Origin of the sequence: Massilia violaceinigra, from assembly GCF_002752675.1 — a bacterium.
GTDB lineage: Bacteria > Pseudomonadota > Gammaproteobacteria > Burkholderiales > Burkholderiaceae_D > Telluria_A > Telluria_A violaceinigra.
Map to the genome: position 1 here is coordinate 5,506,265 of NZ_CP024608.1, position 24,444 is coordinate 5,530,708.

General features: G+C 60.7%; 15 protein-coding genes and 2 pseudogenes. 9 read left to right on the top strand and 8 right to left on the bottom strand.

What is annotated here, in order from left to right:
• The first annotated feature begins 81 nt into the window (after window positions 1-81).
• Complete coding sequence (locus CR152_RS23750; protein ID WP_099879121.1) at window positions 82-1,245, top strand: tyrosine-type recombinase/integrase; 1,164 nt, start codon at window positions 82-84, stop codon at window positions 1,243-1,245.
• An 83-nt stretch (window positions 1,246-1,328) separates the two neighbouring features.
• Complete coding sequence (locus CR152_RS23755) at window positions 1,329-1,589, top strand: BON domain-containing protein (RefSeq protein ID WP_099879123.1); 261 nt, start codon at window positions 1,329-1,331, stop codon at window positions 1,587-1,589.
• A gap of 766 nt (window positions 1,590-2,355) precedes the next feature.
• Here the strand turns inward: CR152_RS23755 and CR152_RS23760 are convergent.
• Window positions 2,356-2,730, bottom strand: coding sequence for a cupin domain-containing protein (locus CR152_RS23760; RefSeq protein WP_099879124.1), 375 nt, complete (start codon window positions 2,728-2,730; stop codon window positions 2,356-2,358).
• Window positions 2,731-2,781: 51 nt separating this feature from the next.
• On the opposite strand from CR152_RS23760, the gene CR152_RS23765 reads away from it, so the two are divergent.
• From CR152_RS23765 to CR152_RS35090, 3 genes and pseudogenes are all read left to right on the top strand, one after another.
• Window positions 2,782-3,243 carry a MarR family winged helix-turn-helix transcriptional regulator gene (locus CR152_RS23765; RefSeq protein ID WP_099879126.1) on the top strand — a complete coding sequence of 154 codons (462 nt, stop codon included), beginning with the start codon at window positions 2,782-2,784 and terminating at the stop codon, window positions 3,241-3,243.
• Between the two features lie 495 nt (window positions 3,244-3,738).
• Window positions 3,739-4,182 (top strand): annotated as a pseudogene (locus CR152_RS35085) (TonB-dependent receptor plug domain-containing protein); the annotation flags it as partial.
• 372 nt (window positions 4,183-4,554) lie between these two features.
• Window positions 4,555-5,946: pseudogene (locus tag CR152_RS35090) on the top strand (TonB-dependent receptor domain-containing protein); the annotation flags it as partial.
• Window positions 5,947-6,013: 67 nt separating this feature from the next.
• On the opposite strand, the gene CR152_RS23775 reads toward CR152_RS35090, so the two are convergent.
• Together CR152_RS23775 and CR152_RS23780 are read right to left on the bottom strand one after the other, a co-directional pair.
• Window positions 6,014-7,582, bottom strand: a complete 1,569-nt coding sequence (locus CR152_RS23775) for a M64 family metallopeptidase (protein WP_229413559.1) — start codon at window positions 7,580-7,582, stop codon at window positions 6,014-6,016.
• Between the two features lie 172 nt (window positions 7,583-7,754).
• Complete coding sequence (locus tag CR152_RS23780; RefSeq protein WP_099879132.1) at window positions 7,755-8,657, bottom strand: helix-turn-helix domain-containing protein; 903 nt, start codon at window positions 8,655-8,657, stop codon at window positions 7,755-7,757.
• A 216-nt stretch (window positions 8,658-8,873) separates the two neighbouring features.
• Between CR152_RS23780 and CR152_RS23785 the strand changes: the two genes are divergently transcribed.
• Entirely contained in the window at window positions 8,874-11,042 is a 2,169-nt protein-coding gene (locus CR152_RS23785; protein WP_099879134.1) for a phosphocholine-specific phospholipase C, read from the top strand.
• A 122-nt stretch (window positions 11,043-11,164) separates the two neighbouring features.
• Here the strand turns inward: CR152_RS23785 and CR152_RS23790 are convergent, their stop codons facing one another.
• From CR152_RS23790 to CR152_RS23805, 4 genes are all read right to left on the bottom strand, one after another.
• On the bottom strand, window positions 11,165-11,506 hold the full coding sequence (locus CR152_RS23790) for a YciI family protein (protein ID WP_099879136.1): 342 nt from the start codon (window positions 11,504-11,506) through the stop codon (window positions 11,165-11,167).
• A gap of 107 nt (window positions 11,507-11,613) precedes the next feature.
• A complete protein-coding gene (locus tag CR152_RS23795) occupies window positions 11,614-12,201 on the bottom strand; it encodes a PEP-CTERM sorting domain-containing protein (RefSeq protein WP_099879138.1) in 588 nt (195 codons plus the stop codon).
• A gap of 332 nt (window positions 12,202-12,533) precedes the next feature.
• Window positions 12,534-14,735: an OsmC domain/YcaO domain-containing protein gene (locus tag CR152_RS23800; protein WP_099879140.1), complete on the bottom strand. Its 2,202-nt coding sequence runs from the start codon at window positions 14,733-14,735 to the stop codon at window positions 12,534-12,536.
• Between the two features lie 157 nt (window positions 14,736-14,892).
• The gene (locus CR152_RS23805; RefSeq protein ID WP_229413561.1) at window positions 14,893-17,088 is read right to left on the bottom strand and encodes a hybrid sensor histidine kinase/response regulator; all 2,196 of its coding nucleotides are present in this window, start codon (window positions 17,086-17,088) and stop codon (window positions 14,893-14,895) included.
• A gap of 402 nt (window positions 17,089-17,490) precedes the next feature.
• On the opposite strand from CR152_RS23805, the gene CR152_RS23810 reads away from it, so the two are divergent.
• The 3 genes from CR152_RS23810 to CR152_RS23820 all read left to right on the top strand — a co-directional run bounded on the left by CR152_RS23810 (window position 17,491) and on the right by CR152_RS23820 (window position 23,761).
• Window positions 17,491-18,672 carry a serine hydrolase domain-containing protein gene (locus CR152_RS23810; RefSeq protein ID WP_099879142.1) on the top strand — a complete coding sequence of 394 codons (1,182 nt, stop codon included), beginning with the start codon at window positions 17,491-17,493 and terminating at the stop codon, window positions 18,670-18,672.
• 136 nt (window positions 18,673-18,808) lie between these two features.
• Entirely contained in the window at window positions 18,809-20,146 is a 1,338-nt protein-coding gene (locus tag CR152_RS23815) for a hypothetical protein (RefSeq protein WP_099879144.1), read from the top strand.
• 168 nt (window positions 20,147-20,314) lie between these two features.
• The gene (locus tag CR152_RS23820; RefSeq protein ID WP_099879146.1) at window positions 20,315-23,761 is read left to right on the top strand and encodes a DUF4214 domain-containing protein; all 3,447 of its coding nucleotides are present in this window, start codon (window positions 20,315-20,317) and stop codon (window positions 23,759-23,761) included.
• A 282-nt stretch (window positions 23,762-24,043) separates the two neighbouring features.
• On the opposite strand, the gene CR152_RS23825 is transcribed toward CR152_RS23820, so the two are convergent.
• Window positions 24,044-24,268 (bottom strand): DUF6139 family protein, encoded by a 225-nt coding sequence (locus tag CR152_RS23825; RefSeq protein WP_099879147.1) that lies wholly within the window; start codon window positions 24,266-24,268, stop codon window positions 24,044-24,046.
• Window positions 24,269-24,444 lie beyond the last annotated feature (176 nt).

Sequence of the window (24,444 nt, forward strand, 5' to 3'; positions counted from 1 at the left end):
TTACGCCAGGTGCGCCCGGGCCAGCGTTAAGTTGTTACAGATGCTATACTGTACGTTAATACAGTACTCGACACTTTCCGCATGCACAAATTCACGCCGATCAATCTGGAACCGGTGCCGCGCAACGGTCCGGTGCCCAGCGACACCAAGCGCCCGGACATCGGCATTTTCCATGTGGCCGACGACGCCATCACCAACGCCAGCACCGACAGCGAAATTGCCCGCGAATTCATCGCACACGGGGAACTGAGCGAAAAATCGATCGCCAACACGCAAAAGGAACTATTCCGGTTCCTCACATGGTGCCGCGAGGAAGCGGGCAGGTCATTTCACCAGCTCAGTGTGGCGGACCTGAACCTGTACAAGGAATTCCTGAAAAATCCACCGCCCGACTGGGTGGCAACGACCAAATGGCCGCGCAGCGATCCGCGCTACCGGCCGTTTACGGGGCCGCTGTCGGACGCCAGCCGGCGCCAGGCGATGATCGCGGTCAAGGGTTTACTGGCGTTCGCCGAACAGACCGGCTATATGCGGCGCAATCCGGCCCGCCTGGTCAAGAACGTCAAGGCGCCGGGCGCCAGCCGCATCACGCGCTACCTGACGCCGCATGCCATCGCCCTGGCGCTGGCCACCGTCAGCGCACGCGATGCGGCTACCTTGTCGGCGTTCAAGCAGCGCGAGCGGGACCGTTTCCTGCTGGTGGCGTTCACCCATACCGGCGCGCGCCTGAACGAAATCGTCAGCGCGAGCATGGGGGCGATTTATACCGAAGGGAACGGGCGCTGGTGGCTCGACGTCATGGGCAAGGGAAACAAGCCACGCCGCCTGCCGGTCCCGCCGGAAATGCTGGCGGCGTTTCGCGACTACCGCCATGCGTTCGGCTTGCTGCCGCAGACGCATCGGGGCGATAGCACGCCGCTGGTGTTATCGAGCCGCAGTATTGAACGCGCGCGCATCACCGACGAAGCCGCCGCGCAAGCCCTGAAAGCCGTGTTCGGCGCCGCCGCATCGGCCGCCGCGGCCCAGGGCGATACCGAAACGGCCTCGGTATTGCGGCAGGCATCGCCGCACTGGCTGCGCCACAGCATGCTGACCAACCATGCCAACAACGGCGTGCAGCTGAAAACCCTGCAGGATACGGCCGGGCACGCGAACATTGCGACCACGGCGGCGTATCTGCACAAGACCGACAACGAGCGCCACGACGAAATCATTGCCTCGGCGATCGGCAAGGGCGCCCTGTAATCGCTCTGCGGGCGCGAGCCGGGCGCGAGCCGGGCGCGAGCCGGGCCTGGCGGCCCGATCGCGACGCGGCATCAATCAGCGCCATGCTCGTTGCCCTTGCAGCCGGATGTGCTTCCGAACCCACCGCCCGGCCCGTCGGTGTCGCCATCGAGGATACGGCCATCAGCGCCAGGGTGAAAGCGGCGCTCGCTGGCGATCCGGACGTCAAGGCCCGCGACGTGCAGGTCGAGACTTTTCGTGGCGTTGTCCAGTTGAGCGAATTCGTCGACTCCGCTCAAAACGTACAGCGTGCCCTCGATGTGACGCGCCGTGTCATTGGCGTACGCGAGGTAAAGAACGCTTGATCGTGAAATAGCGCGCCCGCGCAAGCAGCCTGCGCAGTGCTTCAGGCCCCATGTCAAGCGCTTGCAGCTCGTCTGGGAACCCGGACGCGCGCATGCCATCCAACGTGCTCGGTATCGCCTTGACCGTCCTGGCGTATCCCCGGGGGAGGATTGCGTACCACTTTGGCGCCTGGGACAAAATTGCCCACGCGACGATTGGCTTTTCCGGTAAACGGCCGCGCAGGGCAGAGGCCTGACATGGTTGCGTCTGGCGCTTTCCGATCGAGGCAGGGCGCTGAAACGCCGGTCTGGCACCTTGCGCGCATCCGGCATTCGATATCTGCTAGCGGCGCAGAAGCGGGGCGGCGAACGCCAGCCAGGCTGATCAGGAAACAGACCGGGGCCGGACTGGCCTCTGTCCATCCCGCGCTTGGCATGGGCGAAGGTGGCGGATGCGGAAAATGGTTGGTAGCTTCAGTACGATGTGGAAGAGCTCGGAATTTCTGTCACCATTTCCACTGGCGTTTTCGAGACACTGCAGAAAAACTGGCGGGGTCGACAGTGAGGCAAACACCGTCATGCCATCCATTTAAATCGACATTACCCGTTATATTGTCGATTTAAAATATTACCTTCGATTTTGGGCGACGAGGCGGTGGCCACCTGCTGGCAAACTGGGTGCTGGGGCGGCCGCACATGGATCCGGATATGGCGAGCGATGTACTGAGGCGCACTTCGCTCGCCCTGGCCGGCGTGCCGGGCGGCGCGACTGGCTCGTTTACATGCTTTACGCGGCCCAAGGCGGAGTAAACGCCGGCTGGCCGGCGATCACAGCTTGTCCACCGACCGGAAGGACCGCGACGGCCTTGAACGGGGTCGCACCCGAGTTCGTAATCGTGAACATGGTGTGCGGTGGCACGACCAGGGCGCTGCCCGGTGTGACTTCGAACGATTGATCTCCGATTTTTGCCGTGGCGTGGCCTTCCAGGCCGACAAATATCTCTTCGCGCGTGAGTTGGTGAGGCGTGGCTGGCGTGCCGGAATCGAGCGTGACGATCCAGACGGCGGTTTCGGTCGCGCCGCGGCTGGGCGAAGCCAGGCCGGTGAACGAGGCGCCATGCAGCTTAAAGGTTGGCGCTTCGGTGCTCGCAATGAAAGACATGATGGCTCCTGTTATATAATTCACCTAAGATTATAAGCTTAGGTGAATTGAATGTCGACAAAAGCGATGACGGATTTCGGCATCCTGCTGAACGTGGCCTTCGGCACGTTCAAGATCCAGTTGCACAAGCGTCTGGCGGAAAAGGGATTTGACGATCTCGGATCGTCCTTCGGGTACGTATTTCGCCTGTTGGAAGCCCAGCCTCAGAGCCTCAAACAGGTGGCGTCGGCGCTGGGTATTACCGCACAAGGTGCTTTGAAGGTAATTAATGACATGGTTGCCAAGGGCTACGTCGAACGCCATGAGGAACCCGGCGACGGCCGTAGCAAGCGCCTCGCATTGACGCCGCGCGCCGTGGCGGCAATGGCCGAGGCGCATCGCTTCCATGTGCAGTTCGAGCGTACCCTTGCAGCAAAGTTTGGCGCGGACCAGGTCGGTGTGATGCGCTTGATTCTCGAGCATGTCCACGCTGATGCCAGCGCTGATGGAATGGCGACCGTGCGACCATTTTGACTCGGTAGTGATCGGACGGTCAGAGCGCACTTGCAGCCCGTTCGTGAGCGCAACTGGCAAACCCGGCAGCATCCTGGCCCGCCGGGGTTGGCGTGGCGTTGCAGCGGGCAGCCGGCAGCCGCCAGCGCAGCTTCCGTGCATCGATGCGGCCGAAACAAGCCCGGGCGTGATTGGGACTGAAACGTCATCTGGAACAGGCGCATTGGCCTGCTGAGCTATTCGGACAGAAGAGTCGACGACGGCGTTTCCCAACTCATTTATTTAACATAATATAGATTATGCGAATATTAGGCCGTAGTGTAGGTGTTGCGTCTGCCGTCCTTCATTCTCAGTCCGATTAGTCAATCCGCCCTTCAGGTCGACGTTTGTATCGGCGCCGTTGTACCCGCACAACCCCAACGCGCTACCGTTGCCATGCATCAAGCATATGGCTATAGTGAAGAGCAAGCCCGCCCTTCTCCGGCCCGCTCCTTCACCTCACGGAAGGAAATGCACATGTCACACCGACTCCCTATCAAGGCAGCCCAGTTGGCGGCACTGCTGAGCCTGGCCACATGTGCCGGCGCGCAGCAAGTGCAAGATAGCGGGCCGATCGTCACGATCTTCGGGGCCGGCCAGACGCGCCAGGTACAAAACATCACGCGCGACGACCTGGCCAATACCCTGCCGGGAACCAATGCCCTCAAGACACTGGGAAAACTCCCGGGCGTGCACTTCGAGTCAGCCGATCCCTTTGGCACATACGAATGGTCAAGCACATTCAGCATGCGTGGCTTCGCCCAAAACCAGATCGGCTATACGCTCGACGGCGTGCCGCTGGGGGACATGGCTTACGCCAATAGCAGCGGACTCCATATCAGCCGCGCCATCACGGCGGAGAACATCGCGCGCGTGACGGTGTCGCAAGGCGCCGGCGCCGTCGGCACCGCATCGATCAGCAATCTCGGCGGCACCGTGCAGTTCTTTTCCGCCGATCCGAACGAGGCCGTCGGCGTGAGCGGCGCGCAGACGATCGGCAGCAGCCATACCTATCGCAGCTTCGCGCGCCTCGACACGGGCGTGTTGGCGAGCGGCACCAAGGCCTATGCCAGCCTGATGCGCCAGCGCGCGCACAAATGGAAGGGCGACCATGGTCCGCAAAACCTGGACCAGTTCAACACCAAGTTGGTCCACCGTATCGGAGCGCACCGGCTCAGCGTCTTCTACAACTACTCGGATCGCCTCGAAACCGACTACCAGGACATGTCGCTCGAAATGACGCCGCGCCTGGGCTGGGATTGGGACAACTATGCGCCGGACTGGCAACGCGCCGTCAACGCGGCCAACGGCGTCTATAGCGGCGGCGTCACCACCCTGGACGATGCCTATTACCTGGGGCGCGGATTGCGCCGCGACACGCTGAGCGGGTCCACCCTCGACGCCCGGCTAAGCGGCGCCGTCGCGCTCAAGAGCACCGTTTACCATCACTCCCATCAGGGCCAGGGACATTGGTACACCCCCTACTCTCCCACGTCGGCGCGCGAACCGATCTCGATCCGCACCTCGGAATATGGCATCAGCCGCAACGGCGTCGCTGTCAATCTGCTGTGGGATGTGGGGGCGCATGCGGTCGACGCGGGCATCTGGATCGAGCGCAACAATCATGTGGTGACGCGCAACTTCTACGCGGCCGACGGCAGCGAGAACTCGGCCCGGTTCCTGCATCATCCCATCAGTACCGGCTTCATCCAGGATTTTTCGACCAAAACAAGGCAGTTCCACCTGCAGGACACAATCACGCTGTGCGACGGCGCGCTCACAGTCAATCTTGGCCTCAAATCACCCAAGGTGGCCATCGCTACCGTCTCGCCGCTCGGCACCCGTGCGGCCGGCTCGCTGACCTCGTCGAAGTCCGTGCTGCCACAGTTCGGCCTGCAATACGATATCGACAAGGACCAGGAAGTCTTCGCCTCGATGTCCAACAATATGCGCGCCTTCAATCCCGGCGCGGGCGGACCGTTTTCGCAGAACCAGACGGCGTTCGACCTGAGCGCGCCGGTTCTCAAGCCGGAAACCTCGAGCACGCTCGACCTTGGCTACCGCTTCAAACAGGGCGCCATCGCCGGCTCGCTCGCTGTCTACGCGATCCGCTTCAAGGACCGTCTTGCCACGGTAGCCAACTGCAGCGGCATCCTCGGCTGCCCGAGCAGCTTTCTCAATGTCGGCAAGGTCGACACCAACGGCGTCGAAACGGCCATGGTGTGGACGCTGGCGCGGTACTGGACGTGGTTCAACGCCTTCACCTACAGCGACTCGACCTACAAGTCCGACTATCTGGACGGCGCGACCCTGGTCGCTGCGAACGGCAAACAGGTGGTCGATACGCCGAAGACCATGTTCAATACCGAGCTCTCGTACGGCGATGGCCCCTGGTCCGCGCACGCGTTGGCCAAACACACCAGCAAACGCTACTACACCTTCCTGAACGACGCGCTGGTGCCTGCGTACTGGGTGCTGAACCTGTCGGCGGGCTATCGGATGCCATCATTCGGCACGTTCAAGGACGTGACACTGCTGATCAGCGCGACCAATGTACTCAATAAGCGCTACTACAGCACGGTCGGCACCAACGGTTTCCTTGCCGCCGACCCGGGCCGCAGTTTCCAGACCTTGCTGGTGGGCGCGCCGCGCCAACTGTTTGTGACGCTCAGCGCCAAGCTCTGATCGCGCGCCGGCACGCTATGTAGTCCATGCCGAATCCGGGCATGGACCAAGCGTGCGTGCGCCAGTTTCACTTCGGCGGGACGGAGTATTTTACGGTGTAGCTTCCGGAACCCGAGTACGATTTCACTTCTATGTAGTAATAGCCTGCGGTTCCCACATAGTTGATCGATTCGCTGGATGTGTTGCCCCGGCTGACCGCGACCCTGCTCCAGCCGGTGCTCAGCGATTTGTAGAGGGACAAATCGAAGTCGGCGCCGGCCGGTCCGGTCAACTGCACGTTGTAGGTGCCATTGCCCGCTTGAATGTAACCCGGGCTTGTGTTTGGCGCGTAGGCGATGCCGCCACTGCCCAGCGTTCCGGTTTGGGTAACGGCGGTATACTTGCCGAACACCGTCTTCACCAGTCCTTCATTGACTGCATGCCAAGGATAACCGAGGGTGCGCATACGTGAATTTTCGGTTGGGCGGTAGATACCGTTCGAGCAGTAACGCCCCCCTTGGAAAACCCCTACCGTGCCGTTCGCAACGCTACCGGCCGTGGTGGGTACCGGCGTGGCGGCGGCGATCTTGCTGCCCCATTTGACGTTACGCGTGCGGTTGATCGACACATTGCCTTCCGTTGGCTCGGAACTCAGGCCGCATGTGCCGCCTTCGTACTCGTCCGCCAGCGCAAATGCGGTATGGCCGATTTCGTGCAACGCCACTTCGACCGACGCGCTGTTCATCGACGCGGTGGCGATCGCCCCGCCCGAACCACCGTAGCGGGTCGAGTTGGAAATGACGACGATGACGTCGCGCTGGTCCGGAGCAAGAACCGAGCCGACAATGTTATACACCTTGGTCTCGTTGACGCACAGAAGGCGCTCGATGTTATAGCAGTAGAATTCGCCATCCATGGCGGTGTCGCGATAGATGCCTTTATCGATCTCGTCGACCCCGGATTGATTGCTCGCGATATCGACGCGGCGCACATTCATGTTGGCGCGATTGGCGGCGAACAAAGGATCGGCCATGAAGCCGTCGATCACTTTCTTCGCATCGGCTTGCCATTTGCTCATTTCGGCCGCGGTATAGCCATCGCCGATGAACACATAGTCCATGCGCGCGTTGGACGGGCCAGTGTTGACGACCGTGGTGACGCTCGCCGCTGGCGCCGCGGCGGCCATGCTCTGGGTGCGCATCATCTTGCTGGCGCCCACCTTTTTTTCCAGTGACGCGCGGTCGAATTTTGCCAGCGGTGCGGTAACGGCCTGGATGCCCACATTGGTCGACGCTGGCGCCAGTACGTCGACGCTGGCAATTTCCGCGTTAAACGGCAAGGACACCTCAAAAACGCCGTCAGCTTGCTTCACCTGGCGCGACATATCAATGGCGCCGGTTTTCGGATTGAATACTTCAATGTGCCTTTGTTGGGTGTTTTTGATCGCCACTTCATGCAGTACCGTACCTGCGGCATTGCGTGCGACGACGCGCCACTGTTGGCCTTGGGCGTGGCCGGGCAGGCTCGGGGTCAGCGCAAACTCACCCACTTCGGCGTGAATCGGCGCAAAATTGACGCCGGTTCGCCCTTCGCTGACGCTCACGCGCAGGGAGATATTTTGCGCCTGTGCCGAGACTGTCAGGCTTGCCAGGGCCACCAAGGTGAGCGATAAAGATGTGAGTAGTTTCATTGTCGTCCTCGTTCGAGTTTATTGTTTTCGAACAAGGAGTTTGTTTCCATTTTGGAAACGTCGCGCCTTCAATCCTGCTCATATTGCATAAAACTGCTGCTGTAACGCGAAGCGTGGCCAAGCAATATTATTTAAATGGTCATGTTGCGGTTCGGTGTTGTTGGCGGAAGATCGTGGGCGACATTCCGTACTGCGAGGAAAATGCACGAGAGAAATGGCTGGCATTGGTAAAGCCGCATTCCTGCGCGATATCCAGAACGCGCGCTTGCTCCGCAAGTAGCGCCGCGCAGGCCCGTTCGAGGCGCAGCTTCATCATGTATTGGTGTGGCGGCAGTCCAACCGCGCGCCGAAACTCGCGTGAAAAGTGAGCCTCGCTCATGCCGCACAGTGCGGCAAGTTCGGCATTCGATACCGGCTCGGCCGAACTTTGCGCAATGTGCCGAAGCACGCTGCGCAGCCTGCTGCCGCCGAGGCCGCTCCTCTCGGGCAAGCTGTTTGGCTGGGAATAGTGCTCAAGCAAATAACACACAAGGACAGTGATCAAGCCGTCGCACGCCTCTTGCGCAAGCTGTCCCGCCATCGCTGCGGTATTGAGCATTTTATGCACGAGGTCGAGCACGATCCGGTCCTGCACAAACACGTTGGCCACCAATTTATTGCTGGTGGCGTCATCGCGCAGGCCGCCGAGATGATCGACCAAATCGACCGGAATGAAGATATTGACGATGTCGCAAGCGCTCATCTGGGTCCACTGGCCACCTTCACCAGGCGGGGAAATCCGAAAACGGTTCGCAGCGATCATGCCACCCCAGACCGGCTTGTTGCCGGCCCAGATCCGTGCCTCCATAGGAGAAAGCATGAGGGAAAGCCGATAACTCCCAGGATGCGGACTCATGGAACGGACCACATGTTCGGCATGGCCGCTAGGCCAGCGTCCCAAAGCGGCTTTCGAACGTGGCAATGGACCAATGCAGAGGTCCAATGGAGAGGCCACCCCGCTCTGCAGGAACCAGCGCCGCAGATCCTCGGTGCTCTTGATCATCGGCGTGTCGCTTTCGGTGTGAGGGACCCATTTCAATAATTGTCATTTTACCATCTATTTAAAGCGCCTTTGTGCACAATTCTTTATGCAATATGCATAAATCGGCCGGACTGGCCTTGACGGCTCCTGGCTGATGCTGGCAAGGTCCAAGAACGGGTAGTAGTAAACACGTCGAGTATTTCCGAACCTCACCGTTAGCCGAAAGGATAAAAAACGATGAACCACGAAGGAAGACGGAAATTCTTGAGGTTTGCAGGGGCCTCGGCCGGCGCCACCTTGGCGGGCGCGGCTTTTCCCGGGCTGATACGCGACGCGTTGGCCATACCGGCCAACAAGGTCAAGGGAACGATTGCCGACGTGGAGCATGTGGTGATCTTCATGCAGGAAAATCGCGCCTTTGACCACTATTTCGGCAGCCTGGCGGGGGTGCGCGGATTTGACGATCCGCGTGCAATTACGCTACCGAGCGGCAAACCAGTGTGGTACCAGCCCGATGCGAGCGGCGGCTACGTGTTGCCATTCCACTTAGACACCCGGAACACCAGTGCGCTATCGCTCGGCACCGACCACCACTGGAAGGGCTCGCAAGTGGCCTGGCAAGGCTGGGATGCCTGGGTCAAACAAAAAACCGCCCAGTCGATGGGCTATTTCGACCGCGGCGACCTGCCCTTCTATTACGCGCTGGCCGACGCCTTCACCATCTGCGACGCCTACCATTGCTCGGTTTTTGGCGCCACCGATCCGAACCGCCTGTACTCGCTGACCGGCAGTAACCAGGGCTGGATGGACAGCATGGGCAGTCTCTACAACATCGATAAGGCCGGTTTTTACAACAACGACCCCGCGCTGGACAATGTCTCGGCCAGCGTAACCAGTGGCGCGCCCAACTGGCGCACCTATGCCGAGGTGCTGGAGTCGAACAATGTCAGCTGGAAGGTGTACCAGGAATGGGATAACTACGGCGACAACTACCTTGCCTATTTCCGCAATTTCCGTGTCAATGCCGACGGCAGCCGCTTGTCCCCGACGTCGGCCTTGTACCAAAAGGGGCGCATGATCGCGCCGGGCTCGACCCAGGCCAACCGCGTCGGCACCAAAGGCGACTGGCTGCTCAACTGCTTCGCCGACGACGTGCTCAACAATCGCCTGCCGCAAGTGGCGTGGATTGTCGCGCCGAACGAGTTTACCGAACATTCGCCGAACTCGCCCAATGCTGGCGAGAACTTAACCGCGCGCTTGCTGGCGGCGCTGGTGGCCAATCCCGCAGTCTGGTCGAAGACAGTGTTCCTGCTGATGTACGATGAGAACGACGGCTTTTTTGACCACGTGCCATCCGACCTGGCGCCGCTCCAGCCGGCCATGGGCAGGACCACGCTGGCCGACGTCGGCGCTTTCGAGACCTACAATACGGTGCCGGTCGGGCTCGGCCCGCGTGTGCCGATGCTCGTGATTTCTCCGTGGAGCAAGGGCGGACGGGTGTGCTCCCAACTATTCGACCATACCTCGCAGATCCGATTCCTGGAAGAGTGGCTGGTGGCTGGGCTGGGTAAGGAGCGCGCCGCCGTCAGCTGCGAGCTGATCTCGCCGTGGCGCCGCGCGGTGTGCGGCGACCTGAGCTCGGCCTTCGAGTTCGCATCCCCAGACAGCAATTGGCCCTCCTCGCTTCCCAAGTCCAGTACATATAAATTGGTGACTGGCAAGCCAACACCAAGGCCGCCTAAAGTACAAGTGCTGCCCAGGCAGGAGCCGTATCCGGCGGCGAGCGGCGCACGCCATGCCTGCGCCTTGCCTTATGCGGTGGAGGTACAGGCGCGCGTGAGCAGCAACAAGCAGCTTGTGCTCGCGTTTGACAACACCGGCAGCGCGGGCGTGGCGTTCATCGCGTATTCGCGCGAACGCGCAGGCGGACCTTGGTATTACACGGTCGAAGCGGGCAAGCGGATCGATCAGGACGCCTGGAGCTGGCCAACGGACCGCTATGAACTGAGCGTAAACGGCCCGAACGGCTTCCTGCGCGACTTCAGGGGCAGCTTGGCGGCAGTCACCGTCAACTCCGCCAAGCCCGAAGTGCAAGCGGCCTGCGATACGGTCAACGGCAACGTCAAACTGACCTTGTCGAACCTGGACGGCGCGTGCGCCTGCATGTTCACGCTGACCGACAATGCCTACGGCACCGCGGCGCGCAGCTTCACAGTGGCGGCCGGCCAGGCGACGGCGGTCGATTGCGTGCTCGGCGCCAGTCATGGATGGTATGACCTGAGCGTAGCCAGCGACGCCGATGCGCAATGGCTGCGCCGGCTCGCTGGCCATGTCGAAACTGGCAAACCCAGCCGGACCGATCCAATCATCGGTGCCGTGAGGCCCAAGTTGCTGAGCGGAGCGTAAATCTCCCATCGCCGCCCATGCCGCAGTCGACATGTTGATCGCCTAACGTGATGAGAAGGCATGCAAACGGCCGTCACCCAATGCTGCGCTGCGCGCCAATTCTGGCCTATAACTAAAAATGGTCAGCTTTCAGGGTCATAGTGGAACTCGCGCAGCTCTTGTGCACAGCGGCAAGCCGTGGCGAGCCTGGCCGCCCATTGAACGGCAACGTCCCTTGACGGGAGCTCAAGCACACAAAAGCCCCCATCGAACTCGCGAGTCTGGCGGTAGGTCTCGCTTGTGCTGCTACCGTCCGGTGCAACCAACCGGGACCCGATCCCGGCGTTGATGCCGCCACCAAACACGTAGACCCCGGCAGCCTTGGCCTCGCGGATCACGGCCCGCGACGCCTCGCTGACGGCTGCCATGTCCTCGGCAGGAACATCCATCGCACTCGCAGGGAACGAAATGAGAAATTTTGTCATGTCCAGTTACTCTCCTTTACCCGGTCGTCAGGCCCGTGGGTACTGACGGTTTGAGCATGGTTTGCGCCTTCATGAAGGAGGTCGCCGAACGTCACAGCCATTCACGGTCATGCTTGCCTGACGCGGCGGCGGCCACGCGCGGCGGCAAAACCGGCCAGGCCCAGGCCCAGCAAGGCCAGCGAACCGGGTTCCGGAATGGCGGCGACGGATGGACCGGTCAGCTCCAGGTCGTCAACCAGGAAGTGGTCGCCAAAGTCCAGTACCAGCGAATCAAGCTTGCCGGTGTAGCCGGAAAAATACCTGAAGCTCGAGGTCAGGTCGACGCGTGACGAAAATACCAGCACCTCGTCCTGGTAGCCGCGAATGAAGCCTGTACGGTCGGCCTGTTTGTCCCAGGTTTGCGCCCACAGGCCCCCAAGTGTGAAATCCGAACGGTCCTGCATCATGACGGCGATCGGGCCGCCGAAGAGGTTGAACAGGGTGAATTTACCGCTGTGCGCGCCATAGTTATAGGGCGAATCGACGGTGTTGATCCAGTGCGAGGGATCGTTAAACTGGAAGCCGTGGTATGGGGTTGGAATGGGCTCGTGTTCGAGGCCGGGGTAAAGTTCGTTGATGTCGTCGAATGTCAAGACGATGGCGTTGGCGTTCAGTCCTGCGACCGACAGCAATGTTGCGAGCAATAAGCGTTTCATATGAATTCTTTGTCAAGGTTGATCAATTTGCATTTGATATTTAGCAATATCCATGCCTATCGAAAATCATTAACGTATTCAATGACCTGCATCGGCGCTTGGCAAATTCGATGAACTATATGTAAAGATTCCCGACATCCTTGACCAGATGAAATGGATTGCTCTTTCTTGGATGAGTTGACCAGCCGGCTATCATTCCGCCCCCAAGGCCTGGCCAACATAAGAATTTCCCGGGGCACAGCCAGCTTGAACGTACGCATGGCCGCCCCGCCCTATCCGCCCTCGCCCGCCTCGTTTGCGCCTGACGGAAAATACGGCGTTACCAAGAATCTTTACGATTTAGCCGCAGCATTGGCCCGCGCGGTGTGCACTTTCCTGTAGCTGTCGATCAAACGTTCGTGCTTATCGAGCCCTTCCAGTTTCATGCTCGTCGGCGTTAAACCGAAGAAACGCACACTACCGTCCACCGACCCGATGACAGCGTCCATACGAGGGTCGCCAAACATCCGGCGGAAATTGACTTCGTAATCGGCCAGCTCCAGCTCGTCATCGAGCTGCACCTCCAGCACGGCATCCAAGGCTTGGTAAAACAATCCCCGTTCGACCGTGTTGTCGTTGTACTGCAGGAAGGCTTCCACCAGCTCTTTCGTCTCCTCAAATTGCTGTAAGGCGAGATGGATCAGCAGCTTCAGCTCCAGCGTTGTCAGCTGTCCCCAAACCGTATTTTCGTCAAATTCGATCCCGATCAAGGTGGCGATATCGGCGTATTCGTCCAGCTCGCTGTTGTCCAAACGCTCGAGTAGTGCTTCGAGGCTGGCATCGTCCAGGCAATGCAGGTTCAAGATATCGGAGCGGAACAGCAGCGCCTTGTTCGTGTTATCCCAGATCAAATCTTCCACCGGATAAACTTCCGAATAACCCGGCACCAGAATGCGGCAGGCTGCGGCGCCTAGATTCTCGTACACTGCCATGTACACTTCTTTTCCCATGCCTTCGAGAATGCCGAACAAGGTCGCGGCCTCCTCGGCATTGGCGTTCTGACCCGGGCTGCAAAAATCCCACTCAACAAAACCATGATCGGCCTTGGCACTGAAAAAGCGCCACGACACGATACCGCTGGAATCGATGAAGTGTTCAACGAAATTATTGGGCTCGGTGACGGCGTTACTGACAAAGGTGGGGCGAGGTAAATCGTTCAAACCTTCAAAACTGCGACCCTGCAGCAATTCCGTAAGACTGCGTTCCAGCGCCACCTCGAAGCTTGGATGCGCTCCGAACGAGGCAAACACACCGCCCGTGCGCGGGTTCATCAAGGTGACGCACATCACCGGGTACGCCCCGCCCAGCGACGCATCCTTCACCAGCACTGGAAAGCCCTGCTCTTCCAATGCCTCAATGCCGGCCAGAATGCCAGGGTACTTCGCCAGCACCTCGTGCGGCACATCGGGCAAGGCGATTTCCCCTTCCAGGATGTCGCGTTTGACCGCCCTTTCGAAAATCTCCGACAGGCATTGCACCTGCGCTTCGGCCAGCGTATTCCCGGCGCTCATGCCATTGCTGACGTACAGGTTTTCGATCAGGTTGGACGGAAAATAGACCACCTTGCCATCCGACTTGCGCACGTACGGCAGCGAACAGATACCGCGCTCCACATTGCCGGAGTTGGTGTCGACCAGATGCGAGCCACGCAGCTCGCCATCGGGATTGTAAATTTGCAGACAGTACTCGTCAAGAATGCCAGCCGGCAGCGCATCCTTGCGGCCGGGCTTGAACCAGCGCTCGTCGGGGTAATGCACGAACGCCGCGTTGGCGATGTCTTCGCCCCAGAACGTGCCGCCATAGAAATGATTGAAATTGAGTCGCTCGATAAACTCGCCCAAGGCCGACGCCAGTGCGCTTTCCTTGGTCGATCCCTTGCCATTGGTAAAACACATCGGCGAGTGCGCATCGCGGATATGCAGCGACCACACATTGGGAACGATATTGCGCCATGAAGCGATTTCAATCTTTATGCCCAAACCCGCCAGCACGCCGGACATATTGGCGATGGTTTGCTCCAGTGGCAGATCCTTGCCCTCGATATAAGTGCTCGCCTCGGACGCTGGTTTCAAGGTCAGCAACGCCTGGGCATCGGCGTCCAGATTCTCCACCTCGTTGATCACGAACTCGGGCCCGGCTTGTACCACTTTTTTCACCGTACAACGTTCGATGGAGCGAAGAATACCCTGGCGGTCTTTATCAGAGATATCCGCCGGCAACTCGACATCGATCTTGAAGATTTGCTGATAACGGTTTTCCGGATCGACGATATTGTTCTGCGACAGGCGGATATTATCGGTAGGAATATTGCGCGTTACGCAATACAACTTCACGAAGTAAGCCGCGCACAAAGCCGATGAGGCCAGGAAGTAATCGAACGGACCAGGCGCGGAGCCATCGCCCTTGTAGCGCACAGGCTGGTCGGCGACCACTGTGAAATCATCGAACTTGGCTTCCAGACGAAGCTTATCGAGAAAGTTGACCTTAATTTCCATTGGGGAATTCTAAAATAGTGTTCAAATTGAGTGAGTCGACATTATCGTCGTTTTTGCCCTCACGGCATAGCTGCTGGCGCCAGCAGTCGAAGCAGCCCGCGGCCCCCCGGGTTTGCGATACTCCGTCAGTCCTGCGGTAATCTGCTGGCAGGATGAATCACGCGCGCCCATGAGCCAGCAAGGCCAGCAACTCGTCCGTTTTCACGGGTTTGACCAGGTGATCGTCGAATCCGGCATCGATTGAGCGCTGCCTGTCATGCGGCTGGCCATACCCGGACACGGCAATCAACTGTGAACGCGCCAACACCGGCATGGTCCTGAGGCGGCCAGCGAGATCCCTGCCGTCCATGTCCGGCAGGCCGATGTCCAACAGGCATACGTCTGGAGCCAGCTCCAGCGCCTTGCAAATGCCATCTGCTGCGGTATGGGCAAGCGTCACACGATGGCCGGCGATTTCCAGCAACATTTCCAGCATTTTTGCGGCGTCAATGTTGTCGTCAACGATCAGCACACCCAAGCACAAAGGTGACGGCGGCGCCGCATCGTCGCAAGCCGGTTCAACAGCCGGCACGTCAGTGTGATGGAGAAGCGGCAGGCGCAACGTAAACGTACTTCCCTGGCCCACACCGGGGCTTCGGGCGCAGATCGTACCGCCATGGGCGTGCACCAGGCTTCTGACAAGGGCCAAGCCCACACCCAAGCCGCCCTGCGAACGATTCGACGAACGCTCCCCCTGAACGAAGAGTTGAAAGGCCTTGTCAACCAGGTCAGTGGACATGCCAATCCCGTTATCGGAAACCGTCAACTCCACCTCGTGCGCGTTGCTCGTCAGTCGGATGTCCAGCCGACCGCCTGCCGGCGTGTATTTCGCCGCATTGGTCAGGATATTGGCCATCACCTGAACGAGACGCTTGTAGTCGCCCCGGATCCACGCCGGCATATCGGACATCTCCACGGCAACGCGGTGCGAGAGAGAGCTGACCAAGGGCGCTACCTGCTCGATGGCGGCCGTCACAACAGCGCGCAGGTCGATCCGCTCCCGATCCAACTCGATCAGTCCGCGCGTGACCCGCGCCACATCGAGCAGGTCGTCGAGCAGCGCGGCCAAATGTCCGGCTTGGCGCGCAACGATGGCAGCGGTCTGCTTGACGCGTTCCGGATCAGAGGCCATCAAGGTGAGCGCCTGAGCTGCCGCCGAAATCGGGGCCAGCGGATTGCGCAATTCGTGTGCCAACATGGCCAGGAACTCATCTTTGGCCTGATTCATGTGCGTCAGCTCGGTCAGTAATGCCTCTCGCTCGCGATGGGCTTGCTCGAGGCGAAGCCGATCGGTCGCATCGCGCGTGAAGCAACGCGTGTAGCGCAACTTGTTGTCTTCAAAGCAGGCGTTCGAATGAATGACTACATGTATGACGGAACCGTCCTTGCAGCGCAGCCGTGCCGGCTGATCGTAAACAATATCGCCATTGCGCAGCCGCACCAGAATGCTTTCAATCACAGGCTGATCGACGTGAAACTGCGCGATGTGGTGCCCGACATATTCTTCCCAACGATAACCCAGCATTGCCAGCTCGGCCTTATTCGCCCAAAGAATTGTGCCGTCGCTCCCGACGCGGTGAATCCCTTCCGCCGCATTGTTGACAAAATCGGCCAATTCCTGTTCCCGATGGCGCAGGGTCCGTGTCGCTTCGCTGGCACGTTCCAATTCCCCCTGAAGCACCCTATTCTGCTGCTCCAGTTCGACCACACGCATGGGAAGGTCGACCAGCGCCGACCTCGCAGGCACAGCGCTATGGGAGCACGCGTGGTCGTGCTGGCGACACACCTGCTGGAATTTGGTCAGCAGGTCCGCTGACGAGAACGCGCTCCAGGGATAAGCACAAAACAGGGAAAAGACATGACCCGCGTCGTGCAAGCCGTTCCATAGTTGCTCAAGGCGGATAGCCGCATCGTAGAAACCGTGGTCGCAGAGAATGGCCACCATTTCGCCGAACGCATGCACTGGCCGGCCACCGCGGCAAGCTTCACGAACGATATTGCCGACAATCTCATTGAAGCGCTGCTCATCGGGCCAGTCGTTGATCATGAACTGGGCCAGAAGCACCTCCGCTTCAAAGGCAATCAACTCGCCGGTAAACCAGGGCGCCTGATCGGCCTGGGTACCAAGACCGCCCAGATGACGACGCAGGGTCTGAATGTGTTCCGCGGTGGCGATAACGATGGAGGTGCCTCCCGAACGTAATGCAACGTCGAGAAAATCGGCAACTTCCTCGAGCAACGATTCGTCCTCATCGTAAAAACGGACGACATGGCGCTCCTTGCGAACTTTTTTGGCGGGGGACACGATCTCCACGACATTTCCTTAAGCGAATTTTTAAAATGGTCCGGTGCCAAACAAGCCTCGGAGATATCCCTGCGGCGAAAGCGCCGTGCGCCCCCGGAAGACTGGAGCCTTGTTCTTCGGGATACAACCACAGTCAGTATACGTTATCGACAAACGGTTAAGCTCCAAATCAGCAGCAAATCCAATTGCCCGCCCTCGGTGCTGGCATGTGCGCCGCACCGCAACACCGGGGCGACCCGACACACGCGAAGCGATGCCTACTTGCGGTCGACATAGCGTCCGGACTGCTGGCCGTCAACACGCCGTAATCACTATTTCTTAAGAAAAAATATGTTTTCCTGACAAGTGCCAACATATGTTGTAATCCATGTGCGACAAATGTAAATACAATAACAATTACGTGGAGACACTTTGAACGACACCCAGCCCCTCCTTTTACCGTCCCGCCCGGCCAAGCGCGACACCTCCGCCCTCGCCTGCATCCTTGCCTTCACCATCGCCCTGAGCGGCTGCGGGGGTGGCGGCAACGGCGGCGGTGGCAACAACACCACCGGCAACAGCCCGGACACCAAGGTCCGCGTGGCCCCCAACCCGTCGGATAACTGGACGCTCGTTCCCGCGGCCGAGGTCGGCATGGATGCGGCCATGCTGGCCGATGGCGTCGCCTCGCTGTCCGATGCCAGCACCCATGGCATCTCCAGCATGCTGGTGACGCGTCGCGGCAAGCCCGTGCTCGAACAATACTGGAACGGTTACGACAAGGACACCCTGCACGACCTGCGCTCGGCGACCAAGAGCATCACGTCGCTGTTGGTGGGCGTGGCGATCGACCAGCGCCTGGTCGGCGGCGTGGGCGATACCCTGAGCAGCTACCTGAACCCGCTGTATCCGAACGCGCCAGCCTACCGTCTGGGCCTCAAGCTGGAAGACATGCTGACCATGCGCAGCGGCCTCGACTGCGACGACTGGACCCGCAGCTCGCCGGGCAACGAAGAAAACATGTATCAGCAGACCGACTGGGTCAAGTTCTACGTCAACCTGCAGGCGCCCAACGCACCCGGCCACGTGACGCGCTACTGCACCGGCAATCCCATGGCGCTGGGGCGGGTGATCGCCGTGGCCAGCAAGAAGCCGATTCCGGCGTTTGCCAACGAATTCCTGTTCGGCCCGCTGAACATCCAGAGCGCCAGGTGGGCCGAGTTCGATAACCGGAACCAGACCGATACCGGCGGCCACATCCACATGCGCCCGCGCGACATGGTCAAGCTCGGCCAATTGGCCTTGCAAAAGGGGCAATGGAATGGAAAACAGCTGGTCTCGGCGGCATGGATGGCGGAATCGACGCGCCAGCATACGCAATTCACCTCGCTGCCCAACCGCAACGGCTACGGCTATTTCTGGTGGCGCAGCGTCGAAACCATGAAAGACGTTTCCTACGACGTCATTTTCGCCGACGGCAATGGCGGCCAGTACATCATGATCGTCCCCGCGCTCGATATCGTCGCCGTCTTCACGGGCGAAAACTACAATTTGAAGAAGGCGGAATTTCCGTTCAGCTTACTCAACCGCTACATCCTGCCGGCAGTGAAATAAGCAGGCAAACGGGGAGTGCCCGGCTTCCCGTTTGCCCGGAAAGCCTCACCCGACTTGAAACGCGGAATGGGCGACCTGGCGGCCGCATCCGCGGTCGCTGGAAAAGTCGCGCATTCCCCGCTAAAAAACAGAATGTATGTTGAACCACGTCGAACTATCCGCAACACCCCTGCTGGAGATCGGCATCCATACCGGCGGCCACAAGGACCTCGCCCGTGAAATCGCCGAGCGTTTTCAGAACGGGCGTGCGCAGGAAGTCATCGACTTCATCGCCGAATGCGATGTCGGCACATTGCGGATCGTGGGACTTGTCCGAACCGCATCCTGCATCTGGCGGCAGGACGCCAGCGTGTGGCGCAGGTTCGCGCGTATGACGGGAAAGCGGGGTGTCTTGTGGGGCGGCGCTGACGACCTTGTGTATCGCGACGCCGCTTTTTCGGAGGAAATGCATGCGATGGGCCGGCAGCGTATGGCCAGCGCCGGAACGGACCCGCTTGCGCTCGCTGCGGCGCGCGAGTTCATGCTGAGCTGCGTCACCTTGCGCCTGCCCTATCCGGGCATTGCGCGCGCCGAGGTAGTGGCCATGGTCGACGCCCATCTTGCATTGCTTCGGGAGGCGGGGCTCGAGGATGATGACAATGGGCACTGGAGCTTGCTGCCCCTGCTTGAGTGCCTCGACGACCCGTCCGATCTGATCGCTGTTGCGGGCAAGACAGAGCATGTCTTCCGCCAAGCCATATGGGCCTACAGACAACGCAGCAAGCAGTACAGCGCGCGCCAGCGCTGGCTGGCGTGGCATGACTTCTTTCGCCAGCACCCGGGCTACCTGGACGGCTATCACGACCGGGTGGCAGATCCGGCATTGATCATGCGGCGCTGGCCTCACGTCACCCCGCAACTGCGCTGGAAAATGACGCAGACGCTGCTGTCGGCGATGCCGTACAGCGCCGGCGACGACCAGGACTATTTCTTCGACGCCGTCGATGGCATCATCCGCCACGACGAAGCCAGCTTCGCCGGCAATTTACGCAAACGAACCGTACGTCTCGACGGCGGGCTGGCCAGCCTGATATGGCGGCAACAGTATCCGCAGTTGCTGCCTGAGCTATTCGCGCTGATCATGTGCGCACGCCATGGCCTCGACCCGCTCAGCGAACCCCTGAACATCATCCTCGCCGACGAACCAGCGCTCTTGCTGAGCGGGAGGGATGACAGCCTGCCGCGCGTCGTCGCCGTCCTGTCCGCTGAGGTCTTGCGTGCCGTCTTGCCATCCCTGGCCACGCTGATCGGCAACGGTGCGGCGGCAGAGCTGCGCGCCGCCGTGGTCGAGGCGGCGAAAAAGCTCGACCCGGCCGACATTGCACACGCCGGCTGGCTGGCGTCCGGCAACGAGCACCTGCGCCTCGCCTGCCGGGAAATTCTGCTGGCCCACCCGGACCAGGCCAGTGCCTCGGCCCTGCTGTCCAGGTATTGAAACCGGCGAGCGCGACGCCAGCCGGGCACAAAAAGAAATATTTACAATAAAATCACCCCGTTTTGCAATTTCGATGTGGCAATATAGAGATATTCGCCAGGCCAGCCTCGCCCGCACGTTCCGTTGGCGCGCTGCTCCTGCATCCCATCATTCTTTCAAGGAACGACCATGGCCACGGCAAGTGCATACACGAAAGTAGCGCAAGAACTCTATATTTCCTATTTTGGCCGCCCCGCCGACAGCGCCGGGCTCCAGAGCATGACCGCGGCGCTGGCCGCGGCCGGCGCGCCGACCACGACCTCCGACCTCGATGCCGCCTATTCATCGAACACAAGCGTTCGCGCGCTGATGGACAGTTTCGGCAAAAGCGCAGAGTCGACAGTCCTGTACGGCACCGGCGCGGCCGGCCTCGTCACCGCACACTTCGTGACCGCAGTCTTCCACTACCTGTTCGGCCGCGCGCCGGCTGAGAGCGGCCTCGCATTCTGGACCAATGCGATCGATACCGGCTCGCTGACCCTCGCCGCCGCCGCCCACTCGATCCTGACCGGCGCCATCGTCGCCAATGGCGCCGATGCCGCGCTGATCGCCAAGAAAGTCGCCGTCGCCACCAATTTCACGAACGCCCTCGACACCGTGGCGGAAGTGGGCGCCTACCACGGCGCCGTCGCCGCCCAGCTAGGGCGCGACGTGCTCGCCGGCGTCAGCGCGAGCACCGACCCGGGGACGTACCAGGCAGGTGTCGTCGGCACGCTCGCGCAGATGACCAAGGCGATCGCGCTGACCACCGGTGCCGACAGCGTCGCCGGCGTCAGCGGCGCCAACCTGTTCGTTGCCAACATTGCAGGCAGCAGCAACACCTTGCAGTCGGGCGACCGCATTAGCGCCGGCGACGGCGTCGACACGCTGCGCGCCAATGTCGGCGTGTTCCAGGCGAGCGCGCTGACGCTGGAAACCCAGGGCGTCGAGAACATTGTCGTGCGCGCCGACGGCAGCATCAGCACGACCGCGCCGATCGAGATCAACGGCGCGCTGATGAAGGGTGTCACCCGCTGGGAAAGCAATCACAGCCGCGGAGACCTGGTCATCGACCGCGCCGGCATCGCCAGTTCGCAGCTGCCGGAAAACGTCACCGTCGCCATGGTCGGCACCGATGCCGGCAATGTCGACTTCGGCGTGTACTTCGACACGGCCGCCCTGCGCGCGCTCAATCCGACCGTCGGCGGGCACACGTTGCGCCTGCAGCTGATGGATACCCGCTCGGCCGACACCGACGGCGCGCCCTTGAAAGGAAACCCATACGACGGCTTTGTGTTTTTGTTCAACGGCAAGCCGACGCAGGTCCGTTCGCCCGCGATCGACCAGGCCCAGACCTATCCCGAGCTGCTCGCCGCGATCCGGGCACAGCTCGCCGTCACGCCGGGCCTGGAAAAGCTGGTGGCGACCCTGGGCGGCAAGTTCGATGCATACGACACGCAGTCAGGTCACCTGCTCAGCGGGACGGAAATCGTGATCACCAATCCGGGCACCGGCACCATGACCACCGACAACTCCTCGGGCTGGCTGTCACCGGGCATCCCCATTGATGAATCCATCCACAAGGCGATGCCGATCGGACCGGCCGCGGCGGGGCGCGCGCTCATTACCAGCACCGTCGTTCTCGATGGTGTCGGCCGCGGGGGCACCGGCGGCGACCTGGTCATCGGCGCCAAAGCGACCGCCACGCTCGCCCAGCCCGGCGTGGAGGCTTTCAATATCACCGTGGAAAACTCCAGCCGCCTGCAAACCATCAATTCGACCTATAACAAGCTCGAATCGGTCAATCTGGTCAACGGCATCGTCAAGGGCGACGTGGCAGTGCGCGGCAGCACCGACAGCGCCGACCAGTCCTTTCCCGGCCTGGTCAGCGAGCGCAGCGGTTCCCAGCACGGCGACACCTACGGTTTCCACGATGTACGCCAGGTCAACGCCGGCGCCATGAAAGGCAGGGTCGATATCGAAGCCGTGGTCGGCGACCTGGCAGTGGCCAAGTACATCGGCCAGCCCGGCAGCCAGACCGGTGCGCTCACCGAGAGCGTCGACTTCATCTACCTCGGCGGCAACAACAACGACAATCTCATGCTGGACGTCACGTCGAACATGGCTGCCAAGCACGGCACCCGCGCGGCCGGCGTGACGGATTTCCGCTTCAAGATGGCCGGCGGCTTCGGGGACGACCAGATCACCTTGCGTATCCTGCCTTCCGTGCAAGGGAACAATGCCTGGATGGCCAACCAGGACTTGAACAACAATATTACCCTGAGCGGTGGCGAAGGCAACGATACGCTGCGCAAGCCCGGTGCGGGCGATGCCGTGCTCGACGGCGGCAATGGCAACGATGCCATCTACGCCGAGAATTCGGGTTTGCAGGAAGTCACCCTGTCGACCGAAGCCAAGCCCACCGCGACGTCGACCGCCTACATCGGGGCGCAGTGGGTCTTCAACACCGCCGACCAGATTGGCTTGCTGGCGCCGGCGCGCGAGTACGGCGCGCTGAAAAGCGATGCACTCGATACCTACAAGCTGGCCGGCACCAAGGTCAACGTGACCTTCCAGGGCATCAGCAGCACGGTGACGGTGGGAACCAAGTTGACGATGACCATGCCGACCGACAAGGATATCAACGAGGCCATCAAGCATGCCATCAATGATGACCCGGTGCTGAGCCAACTGCTCCGCGCCAACGACGGTCCCGGCAGCGCGCTGATGGTGCAGGCGCTGCTCGACGGCGTCATGAGCCCCGCCGACCTGAACATATCGCTGCAAACGCTGGACCCCGCCAGCCTGACCGAGGCGCAGGTGAGCGCCTGGTCCGCGGCCTACGGGCTGACCGGCGGCGCGGTATCGATCGACAGCTTGCTCAACGTGATCCACACCTCGCTGGCCGCATTCAATGCGAACGGCGACTACGCGAGCGCGATGGCGGTCGATCACGGCGCTGTGCACAGCCTCACCGGTGCGAACAGTATCGCGGCCAGCGACAACCTGATCCTGCCGGGCATGGGCAACGATGTGGTGATCCTTGGAACGGCCGCGGGGGTGACCAAAGCGGCGTCGAGCAACGATACTGTGGTTTTCGACAAGAACTTCGGCAACGACACCATCGTCCGCTTCAACGCGGCGGGCACCGGCATCGATCACCTCGACTTCACGGCCCTGGGCGGCAGGACGCTCACGGCCGACCTGGCGACCGACAAGTCGATCACCATCGTCGCGGCAGGCACGACCAACGACACGCTGACCAAGATCAGCGCCCTCTTCAACGGCTACAACGCCGAAACCATGACCCACGTGGTGGCAGTGGTCGACGGCACCACCAATGCCGCGATGATCTACTCGATCGAGGACCTGGCGGGCGCGGACAATGGCAAAGCGACATTGGAGGGCCGGATCGACCTGGCCACCGTGAACTGGCACAGCGCACTGACGCAGGCGAACTTTGTCGATGCCAAGGGTGTCGGTTTCAACCAGGCCGAAGGCGCGGCTGGCGTGGCGCCAACGCCCGTGCAGCTGGTCGGCATGACGCTGCCCGATGACGGCACGCCGCAGCTGGCGAGCGGCCTGACAGGCGCATAAGGGGCTGACGAAGGCCAGGGACGGCTCGCGCCGTCCTTGCGTTCCCTGAAGTATTGCTCATACGGCGGGGGGCGCAGTGTTGCCCCGCCACTGACTGTTCCCTTCGAATCGGGCACCCTGCCCGGTTCCGTCCTGTTCATTGACAGCGACACGCTCGTCGCGGCCATGGCAGCACCTCCGGGGTTTGACTCTCCGGAATTTTTTCAAAAATGGAAAAGATTGCTGGCGCTCGCAGCCCGCGTGGATCGCGCGCGCCACCAGCAGGGATGGTTAGGTCGACAATTAATGCAGCGCGGTCACCGCATAGCCTTTTTCGGCGATCTGCTCGTTGAGCCGTTCGATATCGTAGTCGGGCAGCTGGTCGGCTTCGTCGGCGATCTCGAAGGCCCTGGCCTCCACTTCCCAGTCCGTATTGGTGGCCTCATTCGGAATATTACGGTCTTGCGGAACGGCCAGGTAGGAGTACTTGCCGTCGTGTTCGGCCCTGCGGTAGATGTCCAAGCGCATGATGGTGTCCTATAAAAATGAGAAGACGAACTCCTGCTTTCCGCGTGGAGGCAGTGTCCGTCCCTCAATGTAGGCTAGCCGCGCCGGTTCGTCTGTTAAGTATTCAACATGAGATGTCTTTTTTGTGCCAAGGTTTGTCGCGTACACCCTTACTTTTGATGCATATTAAGATCGAT